Annotated in this window: 19 protein-coding genes; 13 read left to right on the top strand and 6 right to left on the bottom strand. The window is 72.6% G+C overall.

Features of this window, described 5'->3' with window-relative positions:
• Positions 1 to 6: 6 nt before the first annotated feature.
• Together AB0K03_RS09250 and AB0K03_RS09245 are read right to left on the bottom strand one after the other, a co-directional pair.
• Positions 7 to 510, bottom strand: a complete 504-nt coding sequence (locus AB0K03_RS09250) for an NUDIX domain-containing protein (RefSeq protein WP_364682399.1) — start codon at positions 508 to 510, stop codon at positions 7 to 9.
• A complete protein-coding gene (locus tag AB0K03_RS09245) occupies positions 503 to 1,285 on the bottom strand; it encodes a hypothetical protein (RefSeq protein ID WP_364682397.1) in 783 nt (260 codons plus the stop codon). The genes AB0K03_RS09250 and AB0K03_RS09245 overlap by 8 nt, the downstream gene beginning before the upstream one ends.
• A gap of 233 nt (positions 1,286 to 1,518) precedes the next feature.
• Between AB0K03_RS09245 and AB0K03_RS09240 the strand changes: the two genes are divergently transcribed.
• Entirely contained in the window at positions 1,519 to 2,322 is an 804-nt protein-coding gene (locus tag AB0K03_RS09240; RefSeq protein WP_364682396.1) for a DUF3097 domain-containing protein, read from the top strand.
• Here the strand turns inward: AB0K03_RS09240 and AB0K03_RS09235 are convergent.
• Entirely contained in the window at positions 2,319 to 3,632 is a 1,314-nt protein-coding gene (locus tag AB0K03_RS09235) for a serine hydrolase domain-containing protein (protein WP_364682394.1), read from the bottom strand. The two genes, AB0K03_RS09240 and AB0K03_RS09235, sit on opposite strands and share 4 nt — an antisense overlap.
• Before the next feature lie 117 nt (positions 3,633 to 3,749).
• Here AB0K03_RS09235 and AB0K03_RS09230 point away from each other — a divergent pair, with 117 nt between their 5' ends.
• The 3 genes from AB0K03_RS09230 (at position 3,750) to AB0K03_RS09220 (ending at position 6,275) form a co-directional block, all read left to right on the top strand.
• The gene (locus AB0K03_RS09230) at positions 3,750 to 4,199 is read left to right on the top strand and encodes an NfeD family protein (RefSeq protein ID WP_364682392.1); all 450 of its coding nucleotides are present in this window, start codon (positions 3,750 to 3,752) and stop codon (positions 4,197 to 4,199) included.
• Positions 4,200 to 4,209: 10 nt separating this feature from the next.
• Positions 4,210 to 5,325, top strand: coding sequence for an SPFH domain-containing protein (locus tag AB0K03_RS09225; RefSeq protein WP_364682390.1), 1,116 nt, complete (start codon positions 4,210 to 4,212; stop codon positions 5,323 to 5,325).
• Positions 5,326 to 5,606: 281 nt separating this feature from the next.
• Positions 5,607 to 6,275, top strand: coding sequence for a hypothetical protein (locus AB0K03_RS09220; protein WP_364682388.1), 669 nt, complete (start codon positions 5,607 to 5,609; stop codon positions 6,273 to 6,275).
• Positions 6,276 to 6,426: 151 nt separating this feature from the next.
• Here the strand turns inward: AB0K03_RS09220 and AB0K03_RS09215 are convergent, their stop codons facing one another.
• Positions 6,427 to 7,233: an RNA methyltransferase gene (locus AB0K03_RS09215; protein WP_364682386.1), complete on the bottom strand. Its 807-nt coding sequence runs from the start codon at positions 7,231 to 7,233 to the stop codon at positions 6,427 to 6,429.
• Position 7,234: 1 nt separating this feature from the next.
• Entirely contained in the window at positions 7,235 to 7,825 is a 591-nt protein-coding gene (locus AB0K03_RS09210) for a dihydrofolate reductase family protein (RefSeq protein WP_364682384.1), read from the bottom strand.
• Positions 7,826 to 7,996: 171 nt separating this feature from the next.
• On the opposite strand from AB0K03_RS09210, the gene AB0K03_RS09205 reads away from it, so the two are divergent.
• A complete protein-coding gene (locus AB0K03_RS09205) occupies positions 7,997 to 9,115 on the top strand; it encodes an aminotransferase class I/II-fold pyridoxal phosphate-dependent enzyme (RefSeq protein ID WP_364682382.1) in 1,119 nt (372 codons plus the stop codon).
• Positions 9,116 to 9,184: 69 nt separating this feature from the next.
• The gene (locus AB0K03_RS09200; RefSeq protein WP_364682380.1) at positions 9,185 to 11,275 is read left to right on the top strand and encodes a flavohemoprotein; all 2,091 of its coding nucleotides are present in this window, start codon (positions 9,185 to 9,187) and stop codon (positions 11,273 to 11,275) included.
• Between the two features lie 58 nt (positions 11,276 to 11,333).
• Here the strand turns inward: AB0K03_RS09200 and AB0K03_RS09195 are convergent, their stop codons facing one another.
• Positions 11,334 to 12,635 (bottom strand): hypothetical protein, encoded by a 1,302-nt coding sequence (locus tag AB0K03_RS09195; protein WP_364682464.1) that lies wholly within the window; start codon positions 12,633 to 12,635, stop codon positions 11,334 to 11,336.
• Between the two features lie 79 nt (positions 12,636 to 12,714).
• On the opposite strand from AB0K03_RS09195, the gene murD reads away from it, so the two are divergent.
• From murD to AB0K03_RS09160, 7 genes are all read left to right on the top strand, one after another.
• A complete protein-coding gene (murD, locus tag AB0K03_RS09190) occupies positions 12,715 to 14,067 on the top strand; it encodes a UDP-N-acetylmuramoyl-L-alanine--D-glutamate ligase (RefSeq protein WP_364682378.1) in 1,353 nt (450 codons plus the stop codon).
• A gap of 330 nt (positions 14,068 to 14,397) precedes the next feature.
• Complete coding sequence (locus AB0K03_RS09185; RefSeq protein ID WP_364682376.1) at positions 14,398 to 15,366, top strand: MurR/RpiR family transcriptional regulator; 969 nt, start codon at positions 14,398 to 14,400, stop codon at positions 15,364 to 15,366.
• 100 nt (positions 15,367 to 15,466) lie between these two features.
• Complete coding sequence (gene ngcE / locus AB0K03_RS09180; protein ID WP_364682374.1) at positions 15,467 to 16,903, top strand: N-acetylglucosamine/diacetylchitobiose ABC transporter substrate-binding protein; 1,437 nt, start codon at positions 15,467 to 15,469, stop codon at positions 16,901 to 16,903.
• Positions 16,904 to 16,955: 52 nt separating this feature from the next.
• Positions 16,956 to 17,867 (top strand): sugar ABC transporter permease, encoded by a 912-nt coding sequence (locus tag AB0K03_RS09175; RefSeq protein WP_364682372.1) that lies wholly within the window; start codon positions 16,956 to 16,958, stop codon positions 17,865 to 17,867.
• A gap of 19 nt (positions 17,868 to 17,886) precedes the next feature.
• Positions 17,887 to 18,819: a carbohydrate ABC transporter permease gene (locus AB0K03_RS09170; protein ID WP_364682368.1), complete on the top strand. Its 933-nt coding sequence runs from the start codon at positions 17,887 to 17,889 to the stop codon at positions 18,817 to 18,819.
• A gap of 84 nt (positions 18,820 to 18,903) precedes the next feature.
• Entirely contained in the window at positions 18,904 to 20,799 is a 1,896-nt protein-coding gene (locus AB0K03_RS09165) for a bifunctional 3'-5' exonuclease/DNA polymerase (RefSeq protein WP_364682366.1), read from the top strand.
• Positions 20,800 to 20,959: 160 nt separating this feature from the next.
• Positions 20,960 to 22,870 (top strand): amylo-alpha-1,6-glucosidase, encoded by a 1,911-nt coding sequence (locus AB0K03_RS09160; protein WP_364682364.1) that lies wholly within the window; start codon positions 20,960 to 20,962, stop codon positions 22,868 to 22,870.
• The last annotated feature ends 7 nt before the right edge of the window (positions 22,871 to 22,877 follow it).

Here is a 22,877-nt window from a genome sequence, read left to right as displayed (position 1 = left end):
GGGCCCTTACAGACCGGCCGCCACCTGGGCGAACCATCTGTCGGCCACGCGGGTGTGCAGGTCGAAGCCGAGCGGCTCGGGCCGGTGCAGCACCTGCCGGCCGAGCGTCTCGTCGTCCGGCGTGGGCTCCGGCAGCTCCGCCTCCGAGGGGAGCGCCGGGAACAGGCCGAACACCAGCAGCGTGCCGTCGGGGGCGCTGATCGTGTCGTAGAGGCGTACGCCCTCGGGGTCGGCCACCAGGCCGGTCTCCTCGCGCAGCTCCCGCGCCGCGGCCTGCTGCCAGCTCTCGCCGATGTCGATGAAGCCGCCCGGTAGGGCGAGCCGCTCCGCGGCCGGCGGGATGCCGCGGCGGATCACCAGCAGGCCGGCACCGACCGGCTGGACCGCGACCGCCACCGGCGCCGGGTTGAGGTAGCTGGTCTCGCCGCAGGCGGCGCAGCGCCGCGGCCACGGTTGACCCGGGGTGAAGCGCGCCCCGCAGAACGTGCAGTGCGCGTAGCGGTCAGGCATGCAGCGGGGAGTTGCACGCCGCGACCAGGGCCTGGCGGCATGCCGTGGTGAGGGGCCGCAGCGCCGCGTCGCGTTGCTGCGCCTCGTAGCCGTTGATGGCGCCGCCGGGCGCGTTGTGCTCGGCGAGCGTGAGGACCTGATCGAGGATGCTGGCGCGCGCGAACAGCCGGCGGGACCGCGGGTCGAACCCCGGCGGCAGCGTGGCCGTGCTCTCCGGGCGGCGCAGCGCCTGCAGCGCCCCGGCCAGCTCCGGGCGCCACTGGGCGACGTCGAGCCGGGTCAGCTGCGTGGTGGCCTCGGCGAGCGCGTGGGTCAGCTCGGCTTCCGCCTCCGCCGATCCCATCTGGAAGACTGGCCGGTAGTCGGTCACCGGGAAGAAGCGCCAGAGCACCGTCTCGAACTCCACGCCGGAGCCCGACGTGTGCCGGCGTACCTCCGGCACGACGCCGAAGGTCGGTGTCGTCACAGCCTCGCCGGCGAGCATCGCGGGCCCGGTCAGCTCGCTCTTGGCGGGCAGGCCGCGCGGATCGCCGGGTGCGGGCAGGACCAGCCGGATCTCGTCGGGGTGCAGCTTGGCGAACGCGGGCAGCGCCTGCCCCAGCGGCACGTCGGTCCAGGTGCCGGGGGCATCGGCGACGAGGTGCTCCTCGTCGCCGGCGATCTCGTCGGCCAGCTCGTCGAACGGGACGAGGCCGGCGCGCCAGGCGCGTACCCAGGCGACGAACCGGGTGGACCGGCGCGCCGTCAGGGTCGCCGCATCAGCTGCGGGGGACATGCGAGCAAGGGTACGTGGCCCGCGCCGACGTTGTCTTGCGCCGGAGCGTCGGACCGGCGTGTCCGGCCGGTCGTGAAGCCGGCGCGTCCGGCTGATCTCGGGTTCGCGTGTCCGGCCGGTCTCGGCCCGGCGTGTCCGGCCGGTCTCGGCCCGGCGTGTCCGGCCGGTCTCGGCCCGGCGTGTCCGGCCGGTCTCAGCCCGGCGTGTCCGGCCGGAGGAGTTACCGTGCGGGCATGTATGGGGAGGATGTGCTCGCGGGCAACTGGCGCCGGCGCAAGGCCGTGCCCGAGGTGGACGTGGAGCCCGGGATGGTGGTGGAGGACGCCGGCTCCGGCTTTTGCGGCGCCGTCGTCGGATTCGAGTACGGCGCGGTGGTGCTGGAGGACCGGCACGGCAAGCGCCGCAACTTCCCGCTCGACCCCGCGGCGTTCCTCCTCGAGGGCCAGGTCGTGACGCTGCGCAGGGCCGCCGCGGCGCCGGCCGCCCCGAAGCGGCAACGGACCGCGTCGGGGTCGGTGGCGGTCGCGGGCGTACGCGCCCAGGTCGCCAAGGCCAGCCGCATCTGGGTCGAGGGCATCCACGACGCCGCCCTCGTCGAACGGATCTGGGGCGACGACCTGCGCATCGAGGGCGTGGTCGTGGAGCCGCTGGACGGCATCGACGACCTCGCCGGGGCGGTACGCGACTTCCGCCCGGCCCGGGAGCGCCGCGTCGGCGTCCTCGTCGACCACCTCGTGCCCGGCTCCAAGGAGAGCCGCGTCGTCGCGGCGGTCAAGGACCCGAACGTGCTGGTCACCGGGCATCCGTACGTCGACGTGTGGCAGGCGGTCAAGCCGGAGCGGGTCGGCCTGCGGGCGTGGCCCGTCGTCCCGCCGGGGCAGCCGTGGAAGGAAGGCGTCTGCCGGGCGGTGGGCATCGCCGAACCGGCGGAGATGTGGCGTCGCATCCTCGGCAGCGTGAACAGCTACAAAGACGTCGAGACTCCGCTCATCAACGCCATGGAACGGCTCATCGACTTCGTGACGGAGCCGGCTTAGGCGAGGTGCTTCGGATCGCGGCTGAACACGAACGTCGCGATGTCGAGCTTCTCGGCCGTGCCGTCCGGGCCGCGCAGCACCTCGAGGACCTCGCCCGTGTTGGACCCGGCGGTGCCCCGCCACCGGTCCGGCGCCTCCCGGACGAACCGCCACGGCGGGCGCGCCGCGTGGCCGGTCGGCGCCATCGTCAGCTCCTCGCCGTCGGTGCCGACCTCGTACTCGCCGCCCATCCACCACCAGCGCCCGCACAGCTCGGCCGCCTCACCCTGCGGGGCCGGCGCCGGCTTCCAGGACTGCGGGGGCGCCGGCTCGGCGTCGAGCACCGCGGTCAGGACCTCCAGCGCCACCGCGCGGATGCTCGTGCCGTGCAGACCGTACGAGTTGGCGAAGGCAACCACCCCGACGCGCGACGGGCGGTGCACCAGGAGCTGGGAGACGTACCCGGGCATCGAACCGCCGTGGCCCACGTACACCCGCTCGCCGACCCGGTTGAGCTCCGGGCCGAGACCGTGCCCGGCCGTCCAGGCCTCGTCCTGCATCGCGACCGGCGTGCACATCTCGTCGACCGTCGCGCGGGCGAGCACCGCCGGGGCGGGATCGGCGAGGAAGGCCGCCCACTTCGCCATGTCGGTCACCGTGGACCACAGCTGCCCGGCCGGGGCCATCGCGCCCGCGTCCGGCCGCGGCTCCTCGTGCAGGCTGCCGTCCAGCGAGTGCACCACATAGCCGCGGGCGTACGGCTCCACCGGGTGGTACGTCGTGCGCTTCATGCCCAGCGGGTCGAGCACCCGCTTGCCGACCAGATCGGCCCACGACTCCCCGGTGACCCGGTGCAGCACCGCCCCGAGCAGCCCGTACGCCAGGTTGGAGTAGTGGTACGTCCGGAACGGCGGCCCGGCGACCTTGTCGAACTCCAGCTCCGCCAGCAGCTGGTCCACGGTGCCGCCGTCGCGCCGCTCCCACCACGGCCCGGCCGGCTCGCGCTGCAGGCCGGAGACGTGGCCGAGCAGCTGCCGCAGCGTGATCCCGCCCACCGGGGTGCCCGGCAGATGCCGGTAGAGCAGGTCGTCCAGGGCGAAGAAGCCCTCGTCGCGCAGCTGCATGACCATCGTCGCGGTCAGCGTCTTCGTGATCGAACCGAGCCGGTACTGCGTCTTGGGGTCCGGCGGCGGTGTCTCCCCGGCGCCGGTGAAGTGCAGGAGCGCGCGATCGCGGACCACCGCGAGCGCCAGCGACGGCGCTCGGCCCGCAGCCTGGGCGCGGGCGACGATCCCGGTGACGCGTCGGCCGGTTTCCGGCAGCAGGGACACGATGAGCCTTCCTGGTGGGCGGTCATGGGTACAACGGCGGGGACCGGAAATGGGCTACGCCGCAAATGGATGCAACGCGATGTCGCTGCCCGTGCACGGACGTGTCACGATCAGAGTGTGGAAGCCGTCCTCTGGTTAGTCCTCGCCATCGCCCTCGCGATCGGCGAGGCCTTCGCCGTGACCTTCCTCGTCATCTTCTTCGCCGCCGGCGCCCTCGCGGCCGCCGGCGCCGCGGCGCTCGGGGCGAACGTCCTCGTGCAGGTCATCGTCTTCGCCATCGTGTCCGGTCTCTCCGTCGGCGCGATCCGCCCCATCATTCTGCGCCACCAGCAGTCCGCCCTCGAGTCGGGCGGGACGCCGTTCGGGATCGAGGCGATCGAGGGCGCCCAGGCGACCGTCCTCGAGGAGGTCGGCGCGGACCGCGGCATGGTCAAGATCGATGGCGAGCTGTGGACCGCGCGGTCGTTCGACGCGGACGAGAAATACCTGCCCGGCGAGCGCGTCCGGGTGATCAAGGTCAAGGGCGCCACCGCCATCGTGTGGCGCGACGACATGCCCAACATTTAGAGAGGCACCCATGGAAGTCGTGATCGGTGTACTCATCTTCGTGATCGCCCTGTTCGCGGTGATCACGCTTGTCCGGTCGGTCCGGATCGTTCCCCAGCAGCGGATGGATGTGGTGGAACGGCTCGGTAAGTACAAGCGCACCCTGTCGCCCGGCCTGAACCTGCTGGTGCCGTTCGTGGATGCGGTGCGGACCAAGGTCGATATGCGTGAGCAGGTCGTCAGCTTCCCGCCGCAGCCGGTCATCACCTCCGACAACCTCGTGGTCAGCATCGACACGGTGTTGTATTTCAAGGTCGTCGACCCGGTCCGGGCCACGTACGAGATCTCCAACTTCCTGCAGGCGATCGAGCAGTTGACGGTCACCACGTTGCGTAATGTCATCGGCTCGCTCGACCTCGAACGCGCCCTGACCAGCCGCGAGGAGATCAACCGGCACCTCTCCGGTGTCCTGGACGAGACCACCGGCCGCTGGGGCATCAAGGTCACCCGCGTCGAGATCAAGGCCATCGAGCCGCCGCCGAGCATCCGCGACTCCATGGAGAAGCAGATGCGCGCCGAGCGGGACCGCCGCGCGGCGATCCTGAACGCCGAGGGTCACAAGCAGGCGCAGATCCTGACCGCGGAGGGCGAGAAGCAGGCGGCGGTGCTGCGCGCGGACGGTGACCGGCAGGCCCGGATTCTGCAGGCCGAAGGCCAGGCCAAGGCCATCCGTACGGTGTTCGACGCGATTCACACGTCGAATCCGTCGCAGAAGGTCCTTGCGTACCAGTACTTGCAGTCGTTGCCGCAGATCGCCAACGGCTCGGCCAACAAGGTGTGGATCGTGCCCACCGAGCTGACCAAGGCCCTGGAAGGCCTCGGCGGCGCCCTCGGCGGCCTCGCCAACATGGCGGGGGATCAGCCGTCGGCGGCGGTCGACGCGGGTGCGGTCGAGCGTGAGGCCCAGGCGGCGGCGCAGGCGGCTGCCGCGGAGGCCGAAGCGGTCAACGAGCAGGTCCGGGTGGCCGAGGCTCAGGTCTCCGGCGACGGCAGCACCAAGGGCCTCCCCGCCCCCGAGCCGATCCCGCCGTCGGCGGCGCTGGGCTCGGCCGACTACAACGGGGCCGGCGAGCCCGAACGGGCCTGATCACCCGGCCGCCTGCTCGACCGGCTCACCACGCGGGCCCCGCCGACCGCCCGGCCGGGGGCGCCCGTCATCCGCCCTGGCCGGGGGCGCCCGTCATCCGCCCTGGCCGGGGGCGCCCGTCATCCGCCCCGGCCGAGGGGCGCCCGCCACCCGCCCGGGTGCGGGATCGTAGCGAATATTGCAAAACCCCGCGCCGATGCGCGGGGTTTTGCCATGGTGGACCCAGATTCCTTGAGCGGTGCCCCCGGCCACTGAAGCTTGAGCCCAGTCAAGGCGGAGCCATGAGCATCAGTCAGCACCAGACCGCCAGCGGCCGCCCGCTGCGCGTCGCACCGGCCTGGGTCGGCGGCGCCCGCTCGCCGGCCGGCGACGACCATCTGCTGCCGGTCCGGGAGGCGGTGTGGATCTGGTCGGTGCGCCGGTACGCCCGCAACGCCCTCTGGGCCCTGCCCGCCGGGGCGGCCCTCTACGGCTGGTCCACGCTCGGGATCGCCACCCCGCCGGGCCCGTTCGTCGTCGAGGTGGCGGCCGGCTGGCTGTGCACGGTGGCGATGGTCGCATTGGCCGGGTTGCTGGCGGGGTCGCGTACGCGCCGGCCGGCCGTGGCGGGGTTGCTCGTCGGCCTGGCCGGGGTCTCGCTGTGGCTGCCGTTGGTCGCGCTGCCACCCGGTGGAGGGCTCGAGGCGGCGGGTGTCACGGCCGGGCAGCTGCGGACGGCGTCGGTGGTCGCGGCCGCGGTGATGGGCGCCGGGTGGCTGCTGCTGGGCTGGGCGGTGCTGCGGTCCAAGCTGGTCAACCCGGCGGACGGGGTGCTGCTGATCCTGGCGGCGGTGTCGATCGGGGCCGGTTCGTACGCGGTGAAGCCACTGCCGACGGTGGGCGCGCTGCTGTTGCTGGCCGCGGGGATGGGTCTGGCGTGGACCGGCTCCCGCCTGATCCCGCCCACCTGATCCGCACGGAAGCCGCACCGGCCGGCCTGAGCCGCACCGGCCGGCTTGGGCCGCACCGAAGGCCGCACCGGCCGGCGCAGAGCATGGCTCGGCTCGGTCCAGGAATCGGCTGTCCTCTTCGGACGGCCCGCTGCCCGGGAGCCGTGGCGGGTCACAGGTCGTCGTCGCGGCTCAGCTCCCAGAAGGCCACCGCCGCCGCGGCCGCCACGTTCAACGAGTCGACTCCCCGGCGCATCGGGAGGCGTACCGGGATGTCGCTGGCTGCCAGGGCGTGGCGGGACAGGCCGGGGCCCTCCGCGCCGAGCAGCAGCGCCGGCCGGGCCCGCTGGGCGGCGTCGAGGCGTTGCATCGGGAGCGCGTGGTCGGCCGGGGTCAGGGCGAGGACGGTGAACCCGGCCTTGCGGACGTCGTCGAGGGCGTCCGGCCACGGCTCGAGGCGGGCGTACGGGATCGCGAACACCTCGCCCATGCTGACCCGGACGCTGCGGCGGTAGAGCGGGTCCGCGCAGGTCGGGGACAGCAGGACGGCGTCGATGCCGAGGGCCGCCGCGCCGCGGAACACCGCGCCGATGTTGGTGTGGTTGTTGACGTCCTCGAGGATCGCGACGCGGCGGGCGGTCGACAGGACGTCGCCGGCGGCGAGCAGCGGCAGCCGGTGGAACGACGCCAGGACACCGCGGTGCACGTGGAAGCCGGTGGCCTGTTCGAGCACGGCCGGCGACGCCGCGTAGACCGGGGCGTCGTCGACGTCGTTCAGCTGGTCGACCCGCTTGGCGTCGATGAGGTACGACCGGGGACGGTAGCCGGCGCGCCGGGCGCGGCGCAGCACCAGCTCGCCCTCGGCGATGAACAGGCCGTTAGGTGGCTCCCATTTCGTGCGCAGCTCGAGGTCGGTCAGGGCGCGGTAGTCGCCGAGGCGCTCGTCCTGCGGATCGGTGATCAGGTGGACCTCGGGCACCTCAGTCCACCCGGTAGGTCAGGTGGGTGGCGTGGGCGGACGCCTGGACGTGGATCTGGCGCAGCGGGCGGGGGACCGCGCCGGAGAACAGCGGCGTGCCCGAGCCGAGCAGGACGGGCGCCAAGTGCAGCCGCAGCTCGTCGACCACGCCGGCGTCGATGGCGCCGCGCACGGTCTCGCCGCCGCCCATGATGACGACGTCGCGCTCCTCGGCCATGGCCTTGGCCTTCGCGACGGCGCTGCGGATGCCGTCGACCACGAAGGTGAACCGGTCGGCGGACAGCCGCGTGCGCTCCGGCGGCGTGCCCGTCACCACCAGCACGGGCGGCACGGCGGCGAGGTCGGCGCCGTAGCCCATCTCGTCGCTCCAGCCGTGCGGGCCGTCGATGACGTCGAACAGCCGCCGCCCCATGACGACCACGCCCGTGGCGTCGGTTGCGGAGGTGAGCACGTCGCGGTCCACGGCGTCGCCCGCGAGCGCCCAGGTGTGCAGCGCCTCGCCGCCGCGGCCGAGACCCTGCTCAGGACCGGCGTCGGGCCCGGTCACGAACCCGTCGAGAGACATCGAGATGTCGGCGACCACCTTGGTCATGGGATCCCCCTTCTGCGAGCAGACCGAGCATGCCACCCGGGTACGACATCGCCGGGCCCGGGTCGCGAGCCGGGCGGCGGCACACGACGTGCCGAGGCCCTGCCGGCGGGCCGGGTGATGGCGAGGGGCAACCGGCGTGCCGGGGCCGGGCCGGCGGGCGAGGATGGGGTCATGAAGGTCGACTCGCTCGAGACCCTCCGCGCCCGGCGCAGCGCCAAGTGGCGTACGTATCCGGCGGACGTGCTCCCGCTGTTCGTGGCCGAGATGGACGTGCCGCTCGCGCCGGTGGTCGCCGACGTGCTGCGTGCCGCCGTCGACTCGTCGGACACCGGCTACTCGGCGTCCGTACCCGATCTCGGCCGGGCCGTTTCGGGCTTCGCGGCCCGGCGGTGGGGCTGGGAGATCGACCCGGAGCGGGTCTCCGCGGTCACCGACGTGGGTGTCGGTGTCGTGGAGCTGCTGCGCGTGCTGACCCGCCCGGGCGACGCCGTGGTGATCAGCCCGCCGGTGTACCCGCCGTTCTTCCACTGGGCGCCGGAGGCGGGGGCGCAGCTGCGCGAGGTGCCGCTCACCGCGGACCTGCGGCTCGACCTCGCCGCGCTGGAGGCGGCCTTCGCCGCCCACCCGGCGGTCTACCTGCTGTGCAATCCGCACAATCCGGTCGGGCGAGTGCATTCGCGCGACGAGCTGGCCGCATTGGTCACGCTCGCTTCCCGGTACGGCGTGACGGTGGTCAGCGACGAGATCCACGCACCGCTGGTGCTGCCGGGTGCCACCTTCACGCCCTTCCTGAGCCTGCCCGGGGCAGCCGAGGTCGGTGTCAGCGTGCTCTCGGCCAGCAAGGCGTTCAACCTGGCCGGGCTGAAGTGCGCGGCGGTGGTCGACGGCGTCCGTCCGCTCGCGCCGCAGTTCCCGCCGGACGTGCGCTGGCGTACGGGACATCTCGGCGTGCTGGCCACGGTGGCCGCGTTCACCGACGGCGACGAGTGGCTGGACGAGCTTCTCGGTTTCCTCGCCGAGCGCCGGGCCCAGCTGGCGGAGCTGCTGCGTACCCGTCTGCCCTGGATCCGATGGCAACCGCCGGAGGGTACGTTCCTGGCCTGGCTGGACTGCCGTGCCCGGGAGGAGGGCGGGCAGCCCGCCGGCCTGTTCCTCGACCGGGGCCGGGTGGCGCTGGAGCCGGGGCTGCGGTTCGGCGCGGCCGGCGCCGGTCATGTGCGGCTGAACTTCGGCACGTCCGCGGAAATCCTCGAGGAAGCGGTGGACCGGATGGCCCGCGCGGCCGGGTAGAGCGGCGGCCGCGCGCGGGCGGCAGTACGGTTGTACTGTTCGTCGTTCTCGCGCTCCGGGGGTGTGCAGGTGTCAGCCGGTTCCGGGTCGGACCCGCACATGCTGGCGCTGTTGCGGGCGATGCGCCTGCGCCTGGCCGCGCCCGATGCGGCCGCAGCCGGTGCCGCGGACGTCGAGGCCGCACTGGCCGGCCAGGACGCCACCGAGCTGCCGGCCGCACCCGAGCCGATCCACCCCGAGCTGCTGGTGCACCCGCAGTGGCCCGGTGCGGCGGCGCGACCGCAGCTCGAGGGAGCCCCCGCGCAGGCGGAGGAGCGGGAGGGCACCGAGCCCGGCGGCCCGCGGGCGAGCCTGGGTGCTGTGCCGGGAGGCGCCCGGCCGGCCACCCCACCGGCGCCGACCCCGGCCAAGAACCCGCCTGCCACCGACGGAGGACCGCCTGCGACCGCCGCCGGTCCGGTCGCTCCACCCCCGGCTGTGACCGGGCCTGCGAGCCCGCCGCCGGCCGTGACCGGGACGGCCGGCCCGCCGCAGGATCTCAGCGGGCCGATCATCGACGGCCCGGCGCTGCCCGCCCTGCCCGCGACGGCGATGCCGGACGAGACCCGCACGCCGGGCCACCCGACGCCCCGCCCGGGTGCCGGCCTGCCCCTGCCGGGCACGTTCCCACCCGCTCCCGCCGTTCCGCTGCCGCCCGGGACCACCCCGCCTGCTCCGGCCGTTCCGTTGCCGCCCGGGACCACTCCGCCTGCTCCGGGCACGCCGACGTCACCGGCCGGCGACCTCCCCGCGCCGGCCGGTGATCTTCCCGCCGTACCGCAGCGGCGCTCGGCCATCCCGTATCCGCCCGGGCCCGGACCGTGGCCCGCCGCCCTGCCCGCGGCCTCGACCCAGCCGATCGGCGGCATTCCCGGTATCGGCGGACCGCGCCTGGTGGGGCAGCCGTGGCCCGGCGACCCGGTCGCGCCCCTCACCGGTCCCGGCCCGATCCGGCCGCCCGTACCCCATCGGCCCGCGCAGCCGGTCGACGGGATGGACCCGGCCGACGACGCCGCCCTGAGCGAGGTGCGGCGGCTGCTCACCAACAGCCTGTCGCTGGCCGGCGGCCCTCAGGAGGTGGCGGTCCGGCTGCGTGCCGCGCTGACCCAGGCGCAGCCGGATCTGTTCGGCCGCCTCCCGGGCAGCCCGGCCTCGCAGGCCGAGCAGCTCGCTGAAGGGCTGACCTGGCTGGCGCACACGATCGATCAGCCGCCCGCGGTGGTCGCCGGGTTCGGGCGGCTGGGCGCGGCGCTGGCCGAGTGCGGCGTCGCCCCGCAGCAGCTGCAGCTGGCCGGGGCCGCGTTGGCCGAGGCGATGCGCGCCGGGATGGCCGCGAACGGGTGGCGGCAGGACTTCGACCAGGCCTGGCGGTCGACGTGGCAGCACGCGTACGAGTGGATCGCGCACGGCATGACCGCTGCGGTGTACCACCCGGTGACCTGGACGGCCGTGGTCGTGTCGCACGAGCTGCGGCGGGAGGACCTGGCGGTGATCCGGCTGCGGCCGTACCTGCCGATGCCGTACGTGCCGGGGCAGTACGCGCGCATCGAGGTGTCCGAGCTGCCCGGGGTGTGGCGGCCGTACTCACTCGCCGGCGCGCCCCGCCGCGACAACGTCATCGAGCTGCACGTACGCGCCAAGACGCTGACCGGCGTCAGCGGCACGCTGGTGCACCGGACGGCCGTCGGTGACAAGGTGCGCCTGTCCCGGGCCGAGGGCGAGATGGTGCTGCCCTCGTCCGGCCGTGACCTGCTCATGATCGCGGGGGACACCGGGGTCGCGCCGCTGAAGGCGCTGCTCACCGAGCTCGCCGCCACCGGCGACCCGCGGGCGGTGGTGCTGTTCTGGGGCGCGCGCACGCTCGCCGAGCTGTACGACGTCGAGGAGATCACCGCGATCGCGGGGTCCGCACGGCGCGCCACGGTGGTGCCGGTGATCTCCGAGGGTGAGGCCGGCCCGTACGCCTCCGGCCTGGTCACCGACGCGGTCGCGGCGTACGGCGAATGGTCCGAGCACGAGGTCTTCCTGGCCGGGCCGCCGCTGATGCTGGCCGCCACCAGCGCGGCGTTGCAGCAGCTCGGGGTGCACCCGGAGCGGATACACCACGACCGGCCGGAGTGATCGACTGCACCGCAGCGAAGCAAGGGCCGGGAGAGCACGACCGTCGGGGACAGAATAGCTACAGGACCTGGGACAGCGCCTTCGCGTACGCCGGGGGCACGAACGTCGGCCCGCCCGGGGTGAGCACCGCCTCGCGGGAGGCCTCCGCCCACGCCGCCGGGGGCACCGCCGCGCGCAGCGCCGTCACGACAGGAGCGTCGCGCCACTGCGGGTCGTCGCCGAGCATGGTCAGCGCGACCAGCGACTCCTCGACCTCGCCGACGCACTCGAACGGCTTGTGCGCGTCGATGCCCAGCAGCTCGAGGTAGCCGGGCACCTGGGCGGGGTCGGCGAACAGGTCGCGGCCGAAGATGTGGGTGAGGCGTTCGCGCGGCATCGACGGTGCCATGGCCAGCGCGACGAAGCGGCACTTGGGGCAGTCGCCGCACCAGCGGGCCGTGGGGTCGTGCAGCTTGAACGCCTTGTTGCAGCTGGTCACCACGTCGTCGTACGCGGTGAACCGGGCGAACAGCTGGGCGATGTGCAGCTCCGACAGCGAGCGCAGCAGTGAGAAGTACGGCTCCGTCAGCCCGGCGTGCGCGGTGACGGCGGCGCGCAGCAGCCCCTCCGCCTCGACGCCCTTGGACCACTGGTGGTTGATCTCGTGACCGTTCCAGACCAGGTTGGGGTCGGACGCGGAGCGCTCGTTGGACATCACCACCGGGCCGAGGCCGTGCAGGGTGGCGGTGGCGATCGCGATGAGCGAGTTGATCGCGGTCACCGGGATGTGGCCGTTGCGGGCGCCGGCCTTGTTCAGCTCGAACAGGCGGGGGTCGAGCTTGCGCCGCGCGGCGAGGGCGGGCAGGCCGGACGCCGCGTTGACGGCCACGATGACCGGGTTGGGGTTGACCGAGAACGGCACCGGGCCGAGCCCGGCCGCGCGCAGGATCTCCAGCGTGACGATGGAGTCCTTGCCACCACCCACCGCGGACAGCGGCCGCCCGTCGGCGTTGTCCACCGGTTCGGCGGGCTGCGCCGTCCCGGGCACCTCGACCGTCATGTCGAGCACGTACGGCAGCTGGTTCACGTACGCGTATTCGCCGAGGCCCTTGCTGTAGACGGCGTCGAACAGGGCCGCGGCCTCGGCCGGCACGGCCGTGGGCGCCTCGATCCGCGGCGGCGCGCCGACCTTGTAGTAGCTCACGCCGGCGACGACGTGCAGGAGCTCCAGCACCCGGTGGAAGGTCTGCGGCACCTCGCGGCCCTCGGGCACCGGGAACGTGACGGTCTCGGTGAACGACTCGGGCGCGGGGCCGTCGAGCACGTAGTCGAACGTCGCGACCCCGGTGTGGGGGTCGTATGCGTACGAGGGGAAGCGCATGACGTCGAACTGCACCCGCGAACTCCTGTCATCGGACCGACGGGCAATACTAGTGCGACTTGGCAGAGGGAGAGTTTCAGTGCGCCTTGCAGACCTGCGCGGACGTTCAGTAGCCGTCTGGGGTACCGGCCGTGAGGGCCGGGCCGCCGTCACCGCGATCGCCGCGCACGCCCCTGCACGCCTGATGGCGGTCGACGACAGCGCGAACTTCCTGTCCGTGCCGTGGGAGGGCGAGCTCGCCGCGCTGGCGCCGCTGGCCGGCGGGGAGCACGCTTTCCCCACGCTCGCGGCGGCCGACGTCGTGGTGCGCTCGCCGGGCGTGCCGCAGACCCACCCGTGGATGGCGGATCTGCGCGCCCGCGGGGTGACGATCACCGGCGGCAGTGCGCTGTGGATGGCCGACAACGCCCGGCGGACCGTCGGCGTGACCGGCAGCAAGGGCAAGAGCACCACGTCGGCGCTGATCAGTCATCTGCTGGCCGCGGTGGGTCGGCCGAACGTCTTCGGCGGCAACATCGGCGTGCCGCTGCTCGACCTGCCGGCCGCGGAGCAGTACGTGCTGGAGCTGTCGAGCTACCAGTGCAGCGACCTGACGGACTCGCCGCGGGTGGCGGTGGTGACCTCGCTGTTCCCCGAGCACCTCGACGCGCACGGCGGTGAGCGCGAGTACTACCGGGACAAGCTGAACCTGCTGGCCCACGGGCCGGAACTGATCGTCGTCAACGGCGCCGACGAGCGGCTGGTGCGCGAGACGATCGAGGTCCGCGACCTGAACGGGTTCCCGGCGATCCCGGCCGGGGCGGGCGACTCGCGGTTCCGTATCGACGACGACGATCTCGTCTACTGCAGCGACGAGCCCCTGTTCCACCGCGACACCCTCAAGCTGCGTGGCAAGCACAACGGCCGCAACCTGTGCGTGGCCCTGGCCGTGCTCGACGGGATGGGCGTGGACGTGCTCGGCAGCGTCGAGGAGTTGCGCGAGGCGGTCGCGTCGTTCGAGGGGCTGCCGCACCGGCTGGCCGAGATCGAGGATCCGTCGGGGCTGACCTTCGTGGACGACACGCTGTCCACGAGTCCGTATTCGGCCATGCACGCGATCGACGCGTACGAGGGCCGCCCGCTGACCGTGCTGGTCGGCGGCACCGATCGCGGGCTGGACTACGCGCCGCTGCGTGAGCACCTGCGCGGTCGCGAGATTACCGTCATCGGCCTGCCTGACAGCGGGCCGCGGATCCTCGACGAGCTGGCCGGGCTGCCCGGGGTTCGTACGGAGCCGGCCGAGGATCTGCCCGCCGCCGTACGCCTGGCCCGCAAGCTGACCCCGGCCGGCGGGGTGGTGCTGTTGTCCCCGGCGGCTCCCAGCTACGGCCGGTTCCGCAACTTCGAGCACCGCTCGGAGGTCTTCGCGCAGGCGGTCCGCGACAGCGCTTAACCGGTTCTGGGCAGAATTTTTGCCGCGCCCCTGTAACGCCCTCGCCTGTCGCGAGGGCGTTTCACGTTAGGGGGTCGAATCATCCGTCGGTCGGTCGGCCATCGGGCGAACAGATGATGAACAAAACGGGATCAACCGCCACATGTGATGGCGGTCACGTCGTATGCGTCATTTAGGGATCGACGTGCGTCAACCGACTATCCATTCGCCGAGGTCAGGCGGCTGCGCTTGGTAACGGTTTGAAAACTTCGCCCACGGTCTTGACAGGAAGGGGCCCGCAGTAAGAACTTTTACCGCGACAGTTAACACTCCTACCTGAGGGGACGGCCCATGGTCGAGCCGGATGCGGACGGCGCCGCGATGACAGCGGTCGTCGACTCGCTGGCGCGCGACCAGGCGCCCGGTTCCCTGTCCCACAACGACGGGGTGCTCGTACGGGTCCGCACGCTGCTGCCGGAGTTCACCGGCGCCCTGCAGCGCGTCGCCGAGCAGGTTCTCACCAACCCCGCGGCCGCGTCCCGCGCGACCATCGTGGAGCTGGCCGAGCGCAGCGGCACCTCGCCCGCGACGGTCACCCGCTTCTGCCGCGCGCTCGGCTTCGACGGGTACGCGGACCTGCGGCTCGGTATCGCCGCGGAGACCGGCCGGGCCCGGTCGGCGGGATGGACCGTCGACATCGGCCGCGAGATCCAGCCCAGCGACCCGCTGGATCGGGTGCTCGCCCAGATAATGGCCGCCGACACCCGCGCAATGCACGACACCGCCGCGCTGCTCGACCTCGCCGAGGTGGAGCGGGCGGCCGTCGCCATCGCCGGCGCGCAGCGGGTCAACATCTTCGGCGCCAGCGGCAGCGCGCTGGTCGGCGAGGAGATGCAGTTCAGCCTGCACCGCATCGGCGTCGCCGCCTGGGCGTGGACCGACGTGCACAACGGCCTGGCCAGTGCCGCCCTGTCCCGTCCGGGCGACGTCGCGCTCGGCATCTCGCACAGCGGCGAGACCGGGGAGACCATCGAGCTGCTCGCCGAGGCCAGCAGCCGCGGCGCCACCACGATCGCGCTGACCAGCTTCCCGTCCTCGCCGCTCGCCGAGCTGGCCGACATCGTCCTGCTCACCGCCACGCAGGCCACCACCTTCCGGCCCGACGCGCTCTCCGCGCGGCACCCCCAGCTGGTCGTGCTGGACCTGCTCTACGTCGCCGTCGCCCAGCGGACCCACGAACGTTCGCACGCGGCGTTCCAGCGCACCGCGCAAGCCGTCCACGGCCACAAAGCCGCCAAGGACGGGGGTTCCGCCCCTTGAAGACGACACACCCGATGAACCAGTCCTTGTCCCACCCGGCCCGGCGGCACGCGCCGTCGCCGGCCGACCCGGCACCGCATCACATCTGAGGAGAAAGCGAATGTCCGAGATCTTCAAGCCCGAGGTCGACCGCCGGACGCTGCTGCGCCGCGCGGCCGCCGTGGGCCTGCTGGCCACCCCCGCCGTCGGCATGCTGAGCGCGTGTGTCGGTGGCGGCAGCAGCGATGACGACAACAAGGGCGACAAGCCCGCCGGCACCGTCTCGGCGACGAACCCGCTGGGCATCAAGGAGGACGCGCCGCTGGAGATCGTGATCTTCAACGGTGGCCTCGGCACCAAGTACGCGACGGACGTCGACATCCCGTCGTACAACAAGCTCTTCCCGAACTCCAAGGTCACGTTCAACCAGACCGAGGAGATCTCGACCGTCGTGCAGCCGCGGTTCACCGCGGGCAACCCGCCGGACATGATCAACAACTCCGGCTCGAAGCTGATGGACCAGGGCGCCCTCGTCCAGGCCGGCCAGGTGCAGGACCTCACCGACCTGTACGCCGCCCCGTCGCTCGACATCGCCGGCAAGACCGTCAAGGACACCCTGATCCCGGGCACCGTGGAGCAGGGCACGTTCAACGACAAGCCGTACGTGCTCAACTACGCGTTCACGGTCTTCGGCCTCTGGTACTCCGGCAAGCTGTTCAAGGAGAACAACTGGACCGTGCCGGGCACCTGGGCCGAGTTCACCGCGCTGCTCGACAAGATGAAGGCCAAGGGCATCACCCCCTACGGGTACGCCGGCGCCAACGCGCCCTACTACCAGTACACGGTGATCCTCACCAGCGCCGCGAAGATCGGTGGCGCCGACATCCTCAAGAACATCGACAACCTTGAGGACAACGCCTGGACCAACGACGCCGTCAAGCAGGCCGCCGCCGCGTGGGCCGAGGTCGGCGCGAAGTACTCGAACAAGGCGTTCCTCGGCCTCAAGCACACCGAGGTCCAGCTGCAGCAGAACCAGTACAAGGTCGGTCTGTACCCGTCCGGCTCGTGGCTGGAGAACGAGCAGGCCAAGGACACCCCGGACGGCTTCGACTACCAGCTGATGCCGATCCCGAGCGTGACCACCGCCGACAAGCTGCCCGTCACCGCGCTGTACGCCGCGGCCGGCGAGCAGTACTTCGTCGCCGCCAAGGGCAAGAACCCGCGCGGCGGCATGGAGTTCCTGCGCCACATGCTGTCCAAGGCCGGCGCCATCGGCTTCACCCAGCTCACCAAGACCCTGACCGTCGTCGCGGGCGCCACCGACGGCATGGAGATCAGCCCCGGCCTGACCTCCGGCAACAAGGCCCTCGGCGCCGCCGGCGCCGACACCTTCAGCTTCCGCTTCGACACGTGGTACAAGAAGCTGGACGACGAGCTGCGCGCGGCGACCAACGAGCTGATGTACCAGGGCGGCTCCGCCGACAAGTTCTGCACGCGGATGCAGAAGGCCGCGGACGCGGTCAAGAAGGACTCCTCCATCGAGAAGTTCAAGCGCTGATTATCCCCTCGACGACGACCTGATCCGCGACCACGAACGGAGCACGAGAACCATGAAGCACGGCAGGTACCCGTTCATCATCGGCTTCCTGATCGTGCCGGTGGCCATCTACGGCACGTTCGTGGTCGCGGCGTACCTTCAGGCGTTCCAGCTGTCGTTCACCAACTGGCGGGGCTTCTCGCCCGAGGTGAACTACATCGGCTTCGACAACTTCACGAAGCTCTTCCAGGACGACACCTTCTGGAAGGCGATCCGGCACCACGCGCTGCTGCTCGTCTTCCTGCCCCTGTTCACCATCATCCTGGCGCTCTTCTTCTCGTTCCTGCTCAACGTGGGCGGCGGGTCGAAGGGCGGTCGTACGCGGGGTGTCTGGGGGTCGAAGTTCTACCGCGTGGTGTTCTTCTTCCCCCAGCTGCTCGCGCTGGCCCTGGTGGCCGTCATCTTCGCCCGGGTGTACTCGCCCGACGAGAGCGGCCTGATCAACGGCATCCTGCACCAGTTCGGCTCGGGCCCGGTGCTGTTCCTCGCCGACAAGAACCTGGCGCTCTGGTCGATCCTGGCGGTGCTCGTCTGGCAGGCGGTCGGCTTCTACGTGGTGCTGTTCTCGGCCGGCATGGGCTCCATCCCGACCGAGATCTACGAGGCCGCGGCGCTGGACGGCGCCACCCGCGGCACGCTGTTCTTCAAGGTGACCTTGCCGCTGCTGTGGAACACGCTGCAGGTCGCGTGGGTCTACCTCGGCATCGCGGCCTTCGACGCCTTCGCCCTCGTCAACGTCATGAGCGTGGACCGGGGCGGCCCGGACGGCGCGACCACCGTGCTGGGCCTGGAAATCTTCCGCAACATGCAAGACTACGCACAGTTCGGCTACGCCTCGGCGATGGGTGTCGTGCTGTTCTTCCTCACCATCACGTTCGCGGCGCTGACCCTGCGGGTCACCCGGCGCGATGCCGTCGAGCTCTGAGCCGCACCGGGAGCCTGAGATGACCAACCTGCGAACCGACGTTTCCGCACCGCCGCCCGGCACCGTGCCGTACCCGGGCCGCCGGCACGCCGCCACCGCGTCCGGCAGCAAGCGCGAGATCAAGCTCTTCAGCGGCTTCGCCCACGTCGCGCTGGCGATCTGGGGCATCCTGGTGATCGCGCCGCTGATCTGGGTGATCCTGGCGTCGTTCAAGAGCAACACCGAGATCTTCACCCACGCGCCGTTCAGCCTGCCGAGCAAGCTGTCCTTCGAGACGTACAAGACGGCGTGGACCGAGGCCCACATCGGCCGCTACTTCTTCAACAGCGTCTTCGTGGTCGCGCTGAGCACCACCGGCACGATGATCTTCGGCTCGATGGCCGCCTACGTGCTGGCCCGCTACAAGTTCGTCGGCAACCGCTTCATCTACTACTTGTTCGTGTCGGGGCTGGCGTTCCCGGTCTTCATGGCCATCGTGCCGCTGTTCCTGATCCTGCAGAACCTCAACCTGCTGAACACGTACACCGGTCTGATCCTGGTCTACATCGCCTACTCCCTGCCGTTCACCGTCTTCTTCATGACGGCGTTCTTCAAGACGCTGCCGGAGCAGGTCGCGGAGGCGGCGATCGTCGACGGCGCCTCGCACACCCGCCTGTTCTTCCAGGTGATGCTGCCGATGGCGAAGTCCGGCCTGGTCAGCATCACGATCTTCAACGTGGTCGGCCAGTGGAACCAGTACCTGCTGCCGGTCGCGATCATGCAGGGCCAGGGCGCCGACCAGAAATGGGTCCTCACCCAGGGCATCGCGAACATCTCCGTCTCGGCGGGCTACCAGGCCAACTGGGCCGCGCTCTTCGCGGCGCTCACGCTCTCGATCCTGCCGATGATCCTGGTGTACGCGTTCTTCCAGCGGCAGATCCAGTCCGGCCTGACCGCGGGCGCGACCAAGTAACCCCAGCACTTCTCGGGCGGCGCCGTTCCACGGGGACCGGCGCCGCCCGCTTTTTTTGTCGTACCCCTGTTCCAGAATGAGTCCGTGCTGGTGGCGGTGGTGTTCGACGACGACGGCGCGCGGGGGCCCGGGTGGCTGCAGACCCTGCGCCCCGACGGCACGCCCGCGTCCGAGGCGTGCCGCGTCGCCGACCTGCCCGCGGCGATCGCCGACCGCGAGGCCGCCGACCACCCGCGCTGGCTGTGGGCCTCAACCGCGGACGCATATCCCGCGCTGCTGCGCGCCGGCGTGCGCGTCGCCCGGTGCCACGACGTCGAGCTGACCGAGGCGCTGCTGCTGGGCCACGCCGGACGCTGGGGCGAGCCCCGCTCGCTGGCCGCGGCGTATGCCCGGCTGACCGGCGTCGCGGTGCCCCCGGACCCGCCGCCGCGGATGCCCGAGCCGCCCGGGCTGACGCAGGCGGCGCTGTTCGACACCGGCGCCGGCCCGGGCGGCGGGCACGCGGCCGTTCTGGCCGTCGCAGCCTCCTCATCCACCGCTGCTACCTCGTCGGCTGCTGCTGCGCGGTCGGCTTCGGCCGCGATCCCGTCGTCGGCTGCTGCTGCGCGGTCGGCGTCGGCCGCGATTCCGTCGTCGGCTGCAGCTTCGCCGTCGGCCGCGGCGGTTGCTGCCTCGTCGTCGTCGGGCGGTTCCGCTGCCGCGGGGGCCGTCGTGCTGGATGCGCTCGTCCGGGTCTATGCGGATCAGCACCGGCGGGCCGGCGCGACCGTCCACCCGGGGCGCTTCGCCCTGCTCGTGGCGGCCGAGAGCGCGGGCGCGCTGCTCGCCGCCGAGATGGGGCACACCGGCCTGCCCTGGCGCGCCGACGTGCACGACCAGGTGCTTCGAGACCTGCTCGGCGCGCCGCAGCCGGTCGGGCCGCCGCGCCGGCTCGCCGAGCTGACCGCCGAGGTCAACGCGGCCTTCGGCGTGCGCGGCCTGCATCCCGACTCGCCCGCCGAGGTGCTGCGCGCGTTCGCCAAGGCCGGCATCGACGTGCCGAACACCCGCGCCTGGGTGCTGCGCCGCGTGGAACACCCCGCCGTCAAACCGCTCCTGGAATACAAGGAGCTCTACCGCATCTGGACGGCGCACGGCTGGGCCTGGCTCGATGCCTGGGTCAGCGGCGGCCGGTTCCGCCCGGAATACGTGCCCGGTGGCGTGGTCTCGGGGCGCTGGGCCACCCGCGGCGGCGGCGCGCTGCAGGTCCCCAAGGTGGTCCGCCGCGCCGTGGTGGCCGACCCCGGCTGGCGCTTCGTCGTCGCCGACGCCGGCCAGCTGGAGCCCCGCGTGCTCGCGGCGGTCTCCGGGGACTCGCGTCTCGCGGCCGCCGGGGAGGCCGACGACCTGTACGCGGCCCTCGCCGCCGACGCGTTCGCCGGCGACCGCCCCCGCGCCAAGGTCGCCCTCCTCGGCGCCATGTACGGCCAGACCGGCGGCGCGGCCATCCCCGCCCTCGCGGTGCTGCGTCAGAGCTACCCGACCGCCTTCGAGTACGTGGAAGCCGCCGCCCGCACAGGCGAGGCCGGCGGCCTGGTGCGCTCCTGGCTGGGCCGCACCTGCCCGCCCGCCTCCACCGCCTGGCGCGACGCCGGCCTCGACCCACCCGAGGAAGCCGGCTCCGCCGAAGCCCCGCAGGGCGGACCTCAGGGCCGGGCCCGCGGCCGCTTCACCCGCAACTTCGTCATCCAGGCGACGGCGGCGGAATGGGCCCTGGCCCTCCTGGCGACCCTGCGCACGGCCCTGACCGGCCTGCGCGCCGAGATCGTGCTCTTCGTGCACGACGAGGTGGGGGTCCACTGCCCGATGGAGGAGACGGAGCGCGTGGTGCAAGCGGTGCGGGAGAGCGCGGCGCGGGCGGGGGAGTTGCTGTTCGGAGAGACGGAGGTGCGCTTTCCACTCGATGTGTCGGTGGTCGAGTGCTATGCGGACGCGGCGTGATGCCCGGCCCGGGGGCTGCGGATGGGTGGTGTACGCCGGCGGCGCGGGGCGTCACTCGCCGTAGCCGGACGCCACCCGATAGCGTGCCGGGGCAGGGACAGCGGCACCACGGATCGGGTCCGTGCGCCAGGCCGCGCGGCTCAACCCAGAACGGGGGATCATGCATCGCATCGCGTTCGGGTCGCAGGTGTGCGGGCGTCTCGACGAGGGCGCCGCCCGGGAGTGGCTGGTCACCGACGGGCTCGGCGGGTATGCGATGGGCACCGTCAGCGGGCTGCGGACCCGGCGGTATCACGGTTTGCTCGTCGTCGCCGGCGCCACGCCGGCCGCGCGGCAGCTCGGGCTGGCCTCTTTGGACGCGGTCGTCACGCTCGCCTCCGGGGCGGTCGTCCGGCTGGGCACGCACGAGTGGGCCGACGGGGCCGTGTCGCCGGAGGGGCACCGGTTCCTCTCCGGGTTCGAGCTGGTCGACGGGCTGCCCCGGTGGCGGTGGCGGATCGGCGACGTGGTGCTGGAACGCGAGATCGCCATGGCGTACGGGCGTAGCAATGTGGCCGTCGTGCACCGGTTGTTGACGGGTGGGCCGGTCAGCCTGCGTCTGGAGGCGCTGTGCACGTGGCGTGACGTGCACGGCGAGCGGACCGCCGGAAGCACCGTACCCGTCGTGACCGAGGTGGACGGCGGGTGCCTGGTGGAGGGCGCGTACCGGTTGCGGGGGCCGGACTTCCGCGGCGCGGGGCAGTGGTTCCGCGGCGTGCGGCACCGCGAGGAGGCGGCGCGCGGGCTCACCCCCACGGAGGACCTCTGGTACGCCGGGAGCTTCCACGCCGAGCTGCGGCAGGCCGGGGCCACGGCGTGCGTGTCGGCGTGGGCCGGTGATCTCGGCGTCGTACCCGAGCCCGCCGACCAGGTGGTCGCTGCCGCGCGTACCCGGAACAGGGCCGTCGTGGCGGCGGCCGAGCCGGCCGACGAAGCGCAGGCCACGCTGGCGCTGGCCGCCGACGCGTTCGTCGTGCGGACCGCGGCCGGGCCGGACGTCGTGGCCGGATACCCGTGGTTCGGTGCGTGGTCCCGCGACACGATGATCAGTTACGAGGGGTTGTTCCTGGCGACCGGGCGGGAGTCGCCGGGCCGGTCGCTGCTGCAGGGGTACGCGGCCACGCTGTCGCAGGGCATGCTCGCCAACACCGCCGACACGGGCACGGTGGAGTACAACACGGTCGACGGCACCCTGTGGTTCCTGCACGCGGTGGGCCGGCATGTGGCGCTGACCGGCGACACCGACCTGGCCGCGGAGCTGCTGCCGGCGCTGCGCGGGATCGTCGACGCACATCTGGCCGGCACCCGGTACGGCATCGGCGCCGACCCGGCCGACGGCCTGCTCCGCCAGGGCGCTCCCGGCGCGGCGCTGACCTGGATGGACGCGCGCGTGGACGGGGTGCCGGTGACCCCGCGCGCCGGCAAGCCCGTCGAGGTCAACGCGTTGTGGATCAACGGCCTGGCCATGGTGATCAAGCTGGCGTGGCAGGCCCGCGCGGACGCCGGCGCAGCGGTTCGCGCCCACCCCGCGGCGCTGACATCCTTCGCCAAGCGCTTCCCCGAGCCGGCCGGCGCGGGGCTGTTGCAGGACGTCGTGGACGGTCCGTCCGGGGACGACTCGACGTTGCGGCCCAATCAGCTGCTCGCGTGGTCGCTGCCGTACGCGCCGCTGCGTCCCGAGCCGGCCGCGTTGCAGACGATCGGGGCGGCGCTGATGACGCCGCTGGGCCTGCGCAGCCAGGCGCCGGGTTCGCCGGGGTACCGGGGGCGGCATCGGGGCACGCCCGCGGAGCGGGACTCGGCGTACCACACGGGGACGGCGTGGCCGTGGCTGATCGGCCCGTACGTGACGGCTTGGAACCGGCTGGGCGTGTCGGCGGAGCAGACGCTGTCGGACGCCGACGGCCACCTCGGCGAGTACGGCCTCGGCTCGGTCTCGGAGACCGCGGACGGCGACGCGCCGCACGGCGCCACGGGATGCCCCTTCCAGGCGTGGTCGGTCGCGGAGCTCCTCCGCGCCCGCCGGCTCTAGACGGATC

The sequence above is a fragment of the Actinoplanes sp. NPDC049316 genome (assembly GCF_040677315.1).
Classification (GTDB): Bacteria; Actinomycetota; Actinomycetes; order Mycobacteriales; family Micromonosporaceae; genus Actinoplanes.
Note: the sequence above shows the minus strand (reverse complement) of the source record. Positions and strands in the feature narration are given on the sequence as shown.

Coding starts and splice junctions, on each gene's coding strand:
- AB0K03_RS09210 (WP_364682384.1), bottom strand. CDS start 7,825: ATGACCAAGGTGGTCGCCGACATCTCGATGTCTCTCGACGGGTTCGTG.
- AB0K03_RS09205 (WP_364682382.1), top strand. CDS start 7,997: ATGAAGGTCGACTCGCTCGAGACCCTCCGCGCCCGGCGCAGCGCCAAG.
- AB0K03_RS09195 (WP_364682464.1), bottom strand. CDS start 12,635: ATGCGCTTCCCCTCGTACGCATACGACCCCCACACCGGGGTCGCGACG.
- ngcE (WP_364682374.1), top strand. CDS start 15,467: ATGTCCGAGATCTTCAAGCCCGAGGTCGACCGCCGGACGCTGCTGCGC.
- AB0K03_RS09170 (WP_364682368.1), top strand. CDS start 17,887: ATGACCAACCTGCGAACCGACGTTTCCGCACCGCCGCCCGGCACCGTG.
- AB0K03_RS09225 (WP_364682390.1), top strand. CDS start 4,210: ATGGAAGTCGTGATCGGTGTACTCATCTTCGTGATCGCCCTGTTCGCG.
- AB0K03_RS09185 (WP_364682376.1), top strand. CDS start 14,398: ATGGTCGAGCCGGATGCGGACGGCGCCGCGATGACAGCGGTCGTCGAC.
- AB0K03_RS09175 (WP_364682372.1), top strand. CDS start 16,956: ATGAAGCACGGCAGGTACCCGTTCATCATCGGCTTCCTGATCGTGCCG.
- AB0K03_RS09245 (WP_364682397.1), bottom strand. CDS start 1,285: ATGTCCCCCGCAGCTGATGCGGCGACCCTGACGGCGCGCCGGTCCACC.
- AB0K03_RS09220 (WP_364682388.1), top strand. CDS start 5,607: ATGAGCATCAGTCAGCACCAGACCGCCAGCGGCCGCCCGCTGCGCGTC.
- AB0K03_RS09250 (WP_364682399.1), bottom strand. CDS start 510: ATGCCTGACCGCTACGCGCACTGCACGTTCTGCGGGGCGCGCTTCACC.
- AB0K03_RS09160 (WP_364682364.1), top strand. CDS start 20,960: ATGCATCGCATCGCGTTCGGGTCGCAGGTGTGCGGGCGTCTCGACGAG.
- AB0K03_RS09240 (WP_364682396.1), top strand. CDS start 1,519: ATGTATGGGGAGGATGTGCTCGCGGGCAACTGGCGCCGGCGCAAGGCC.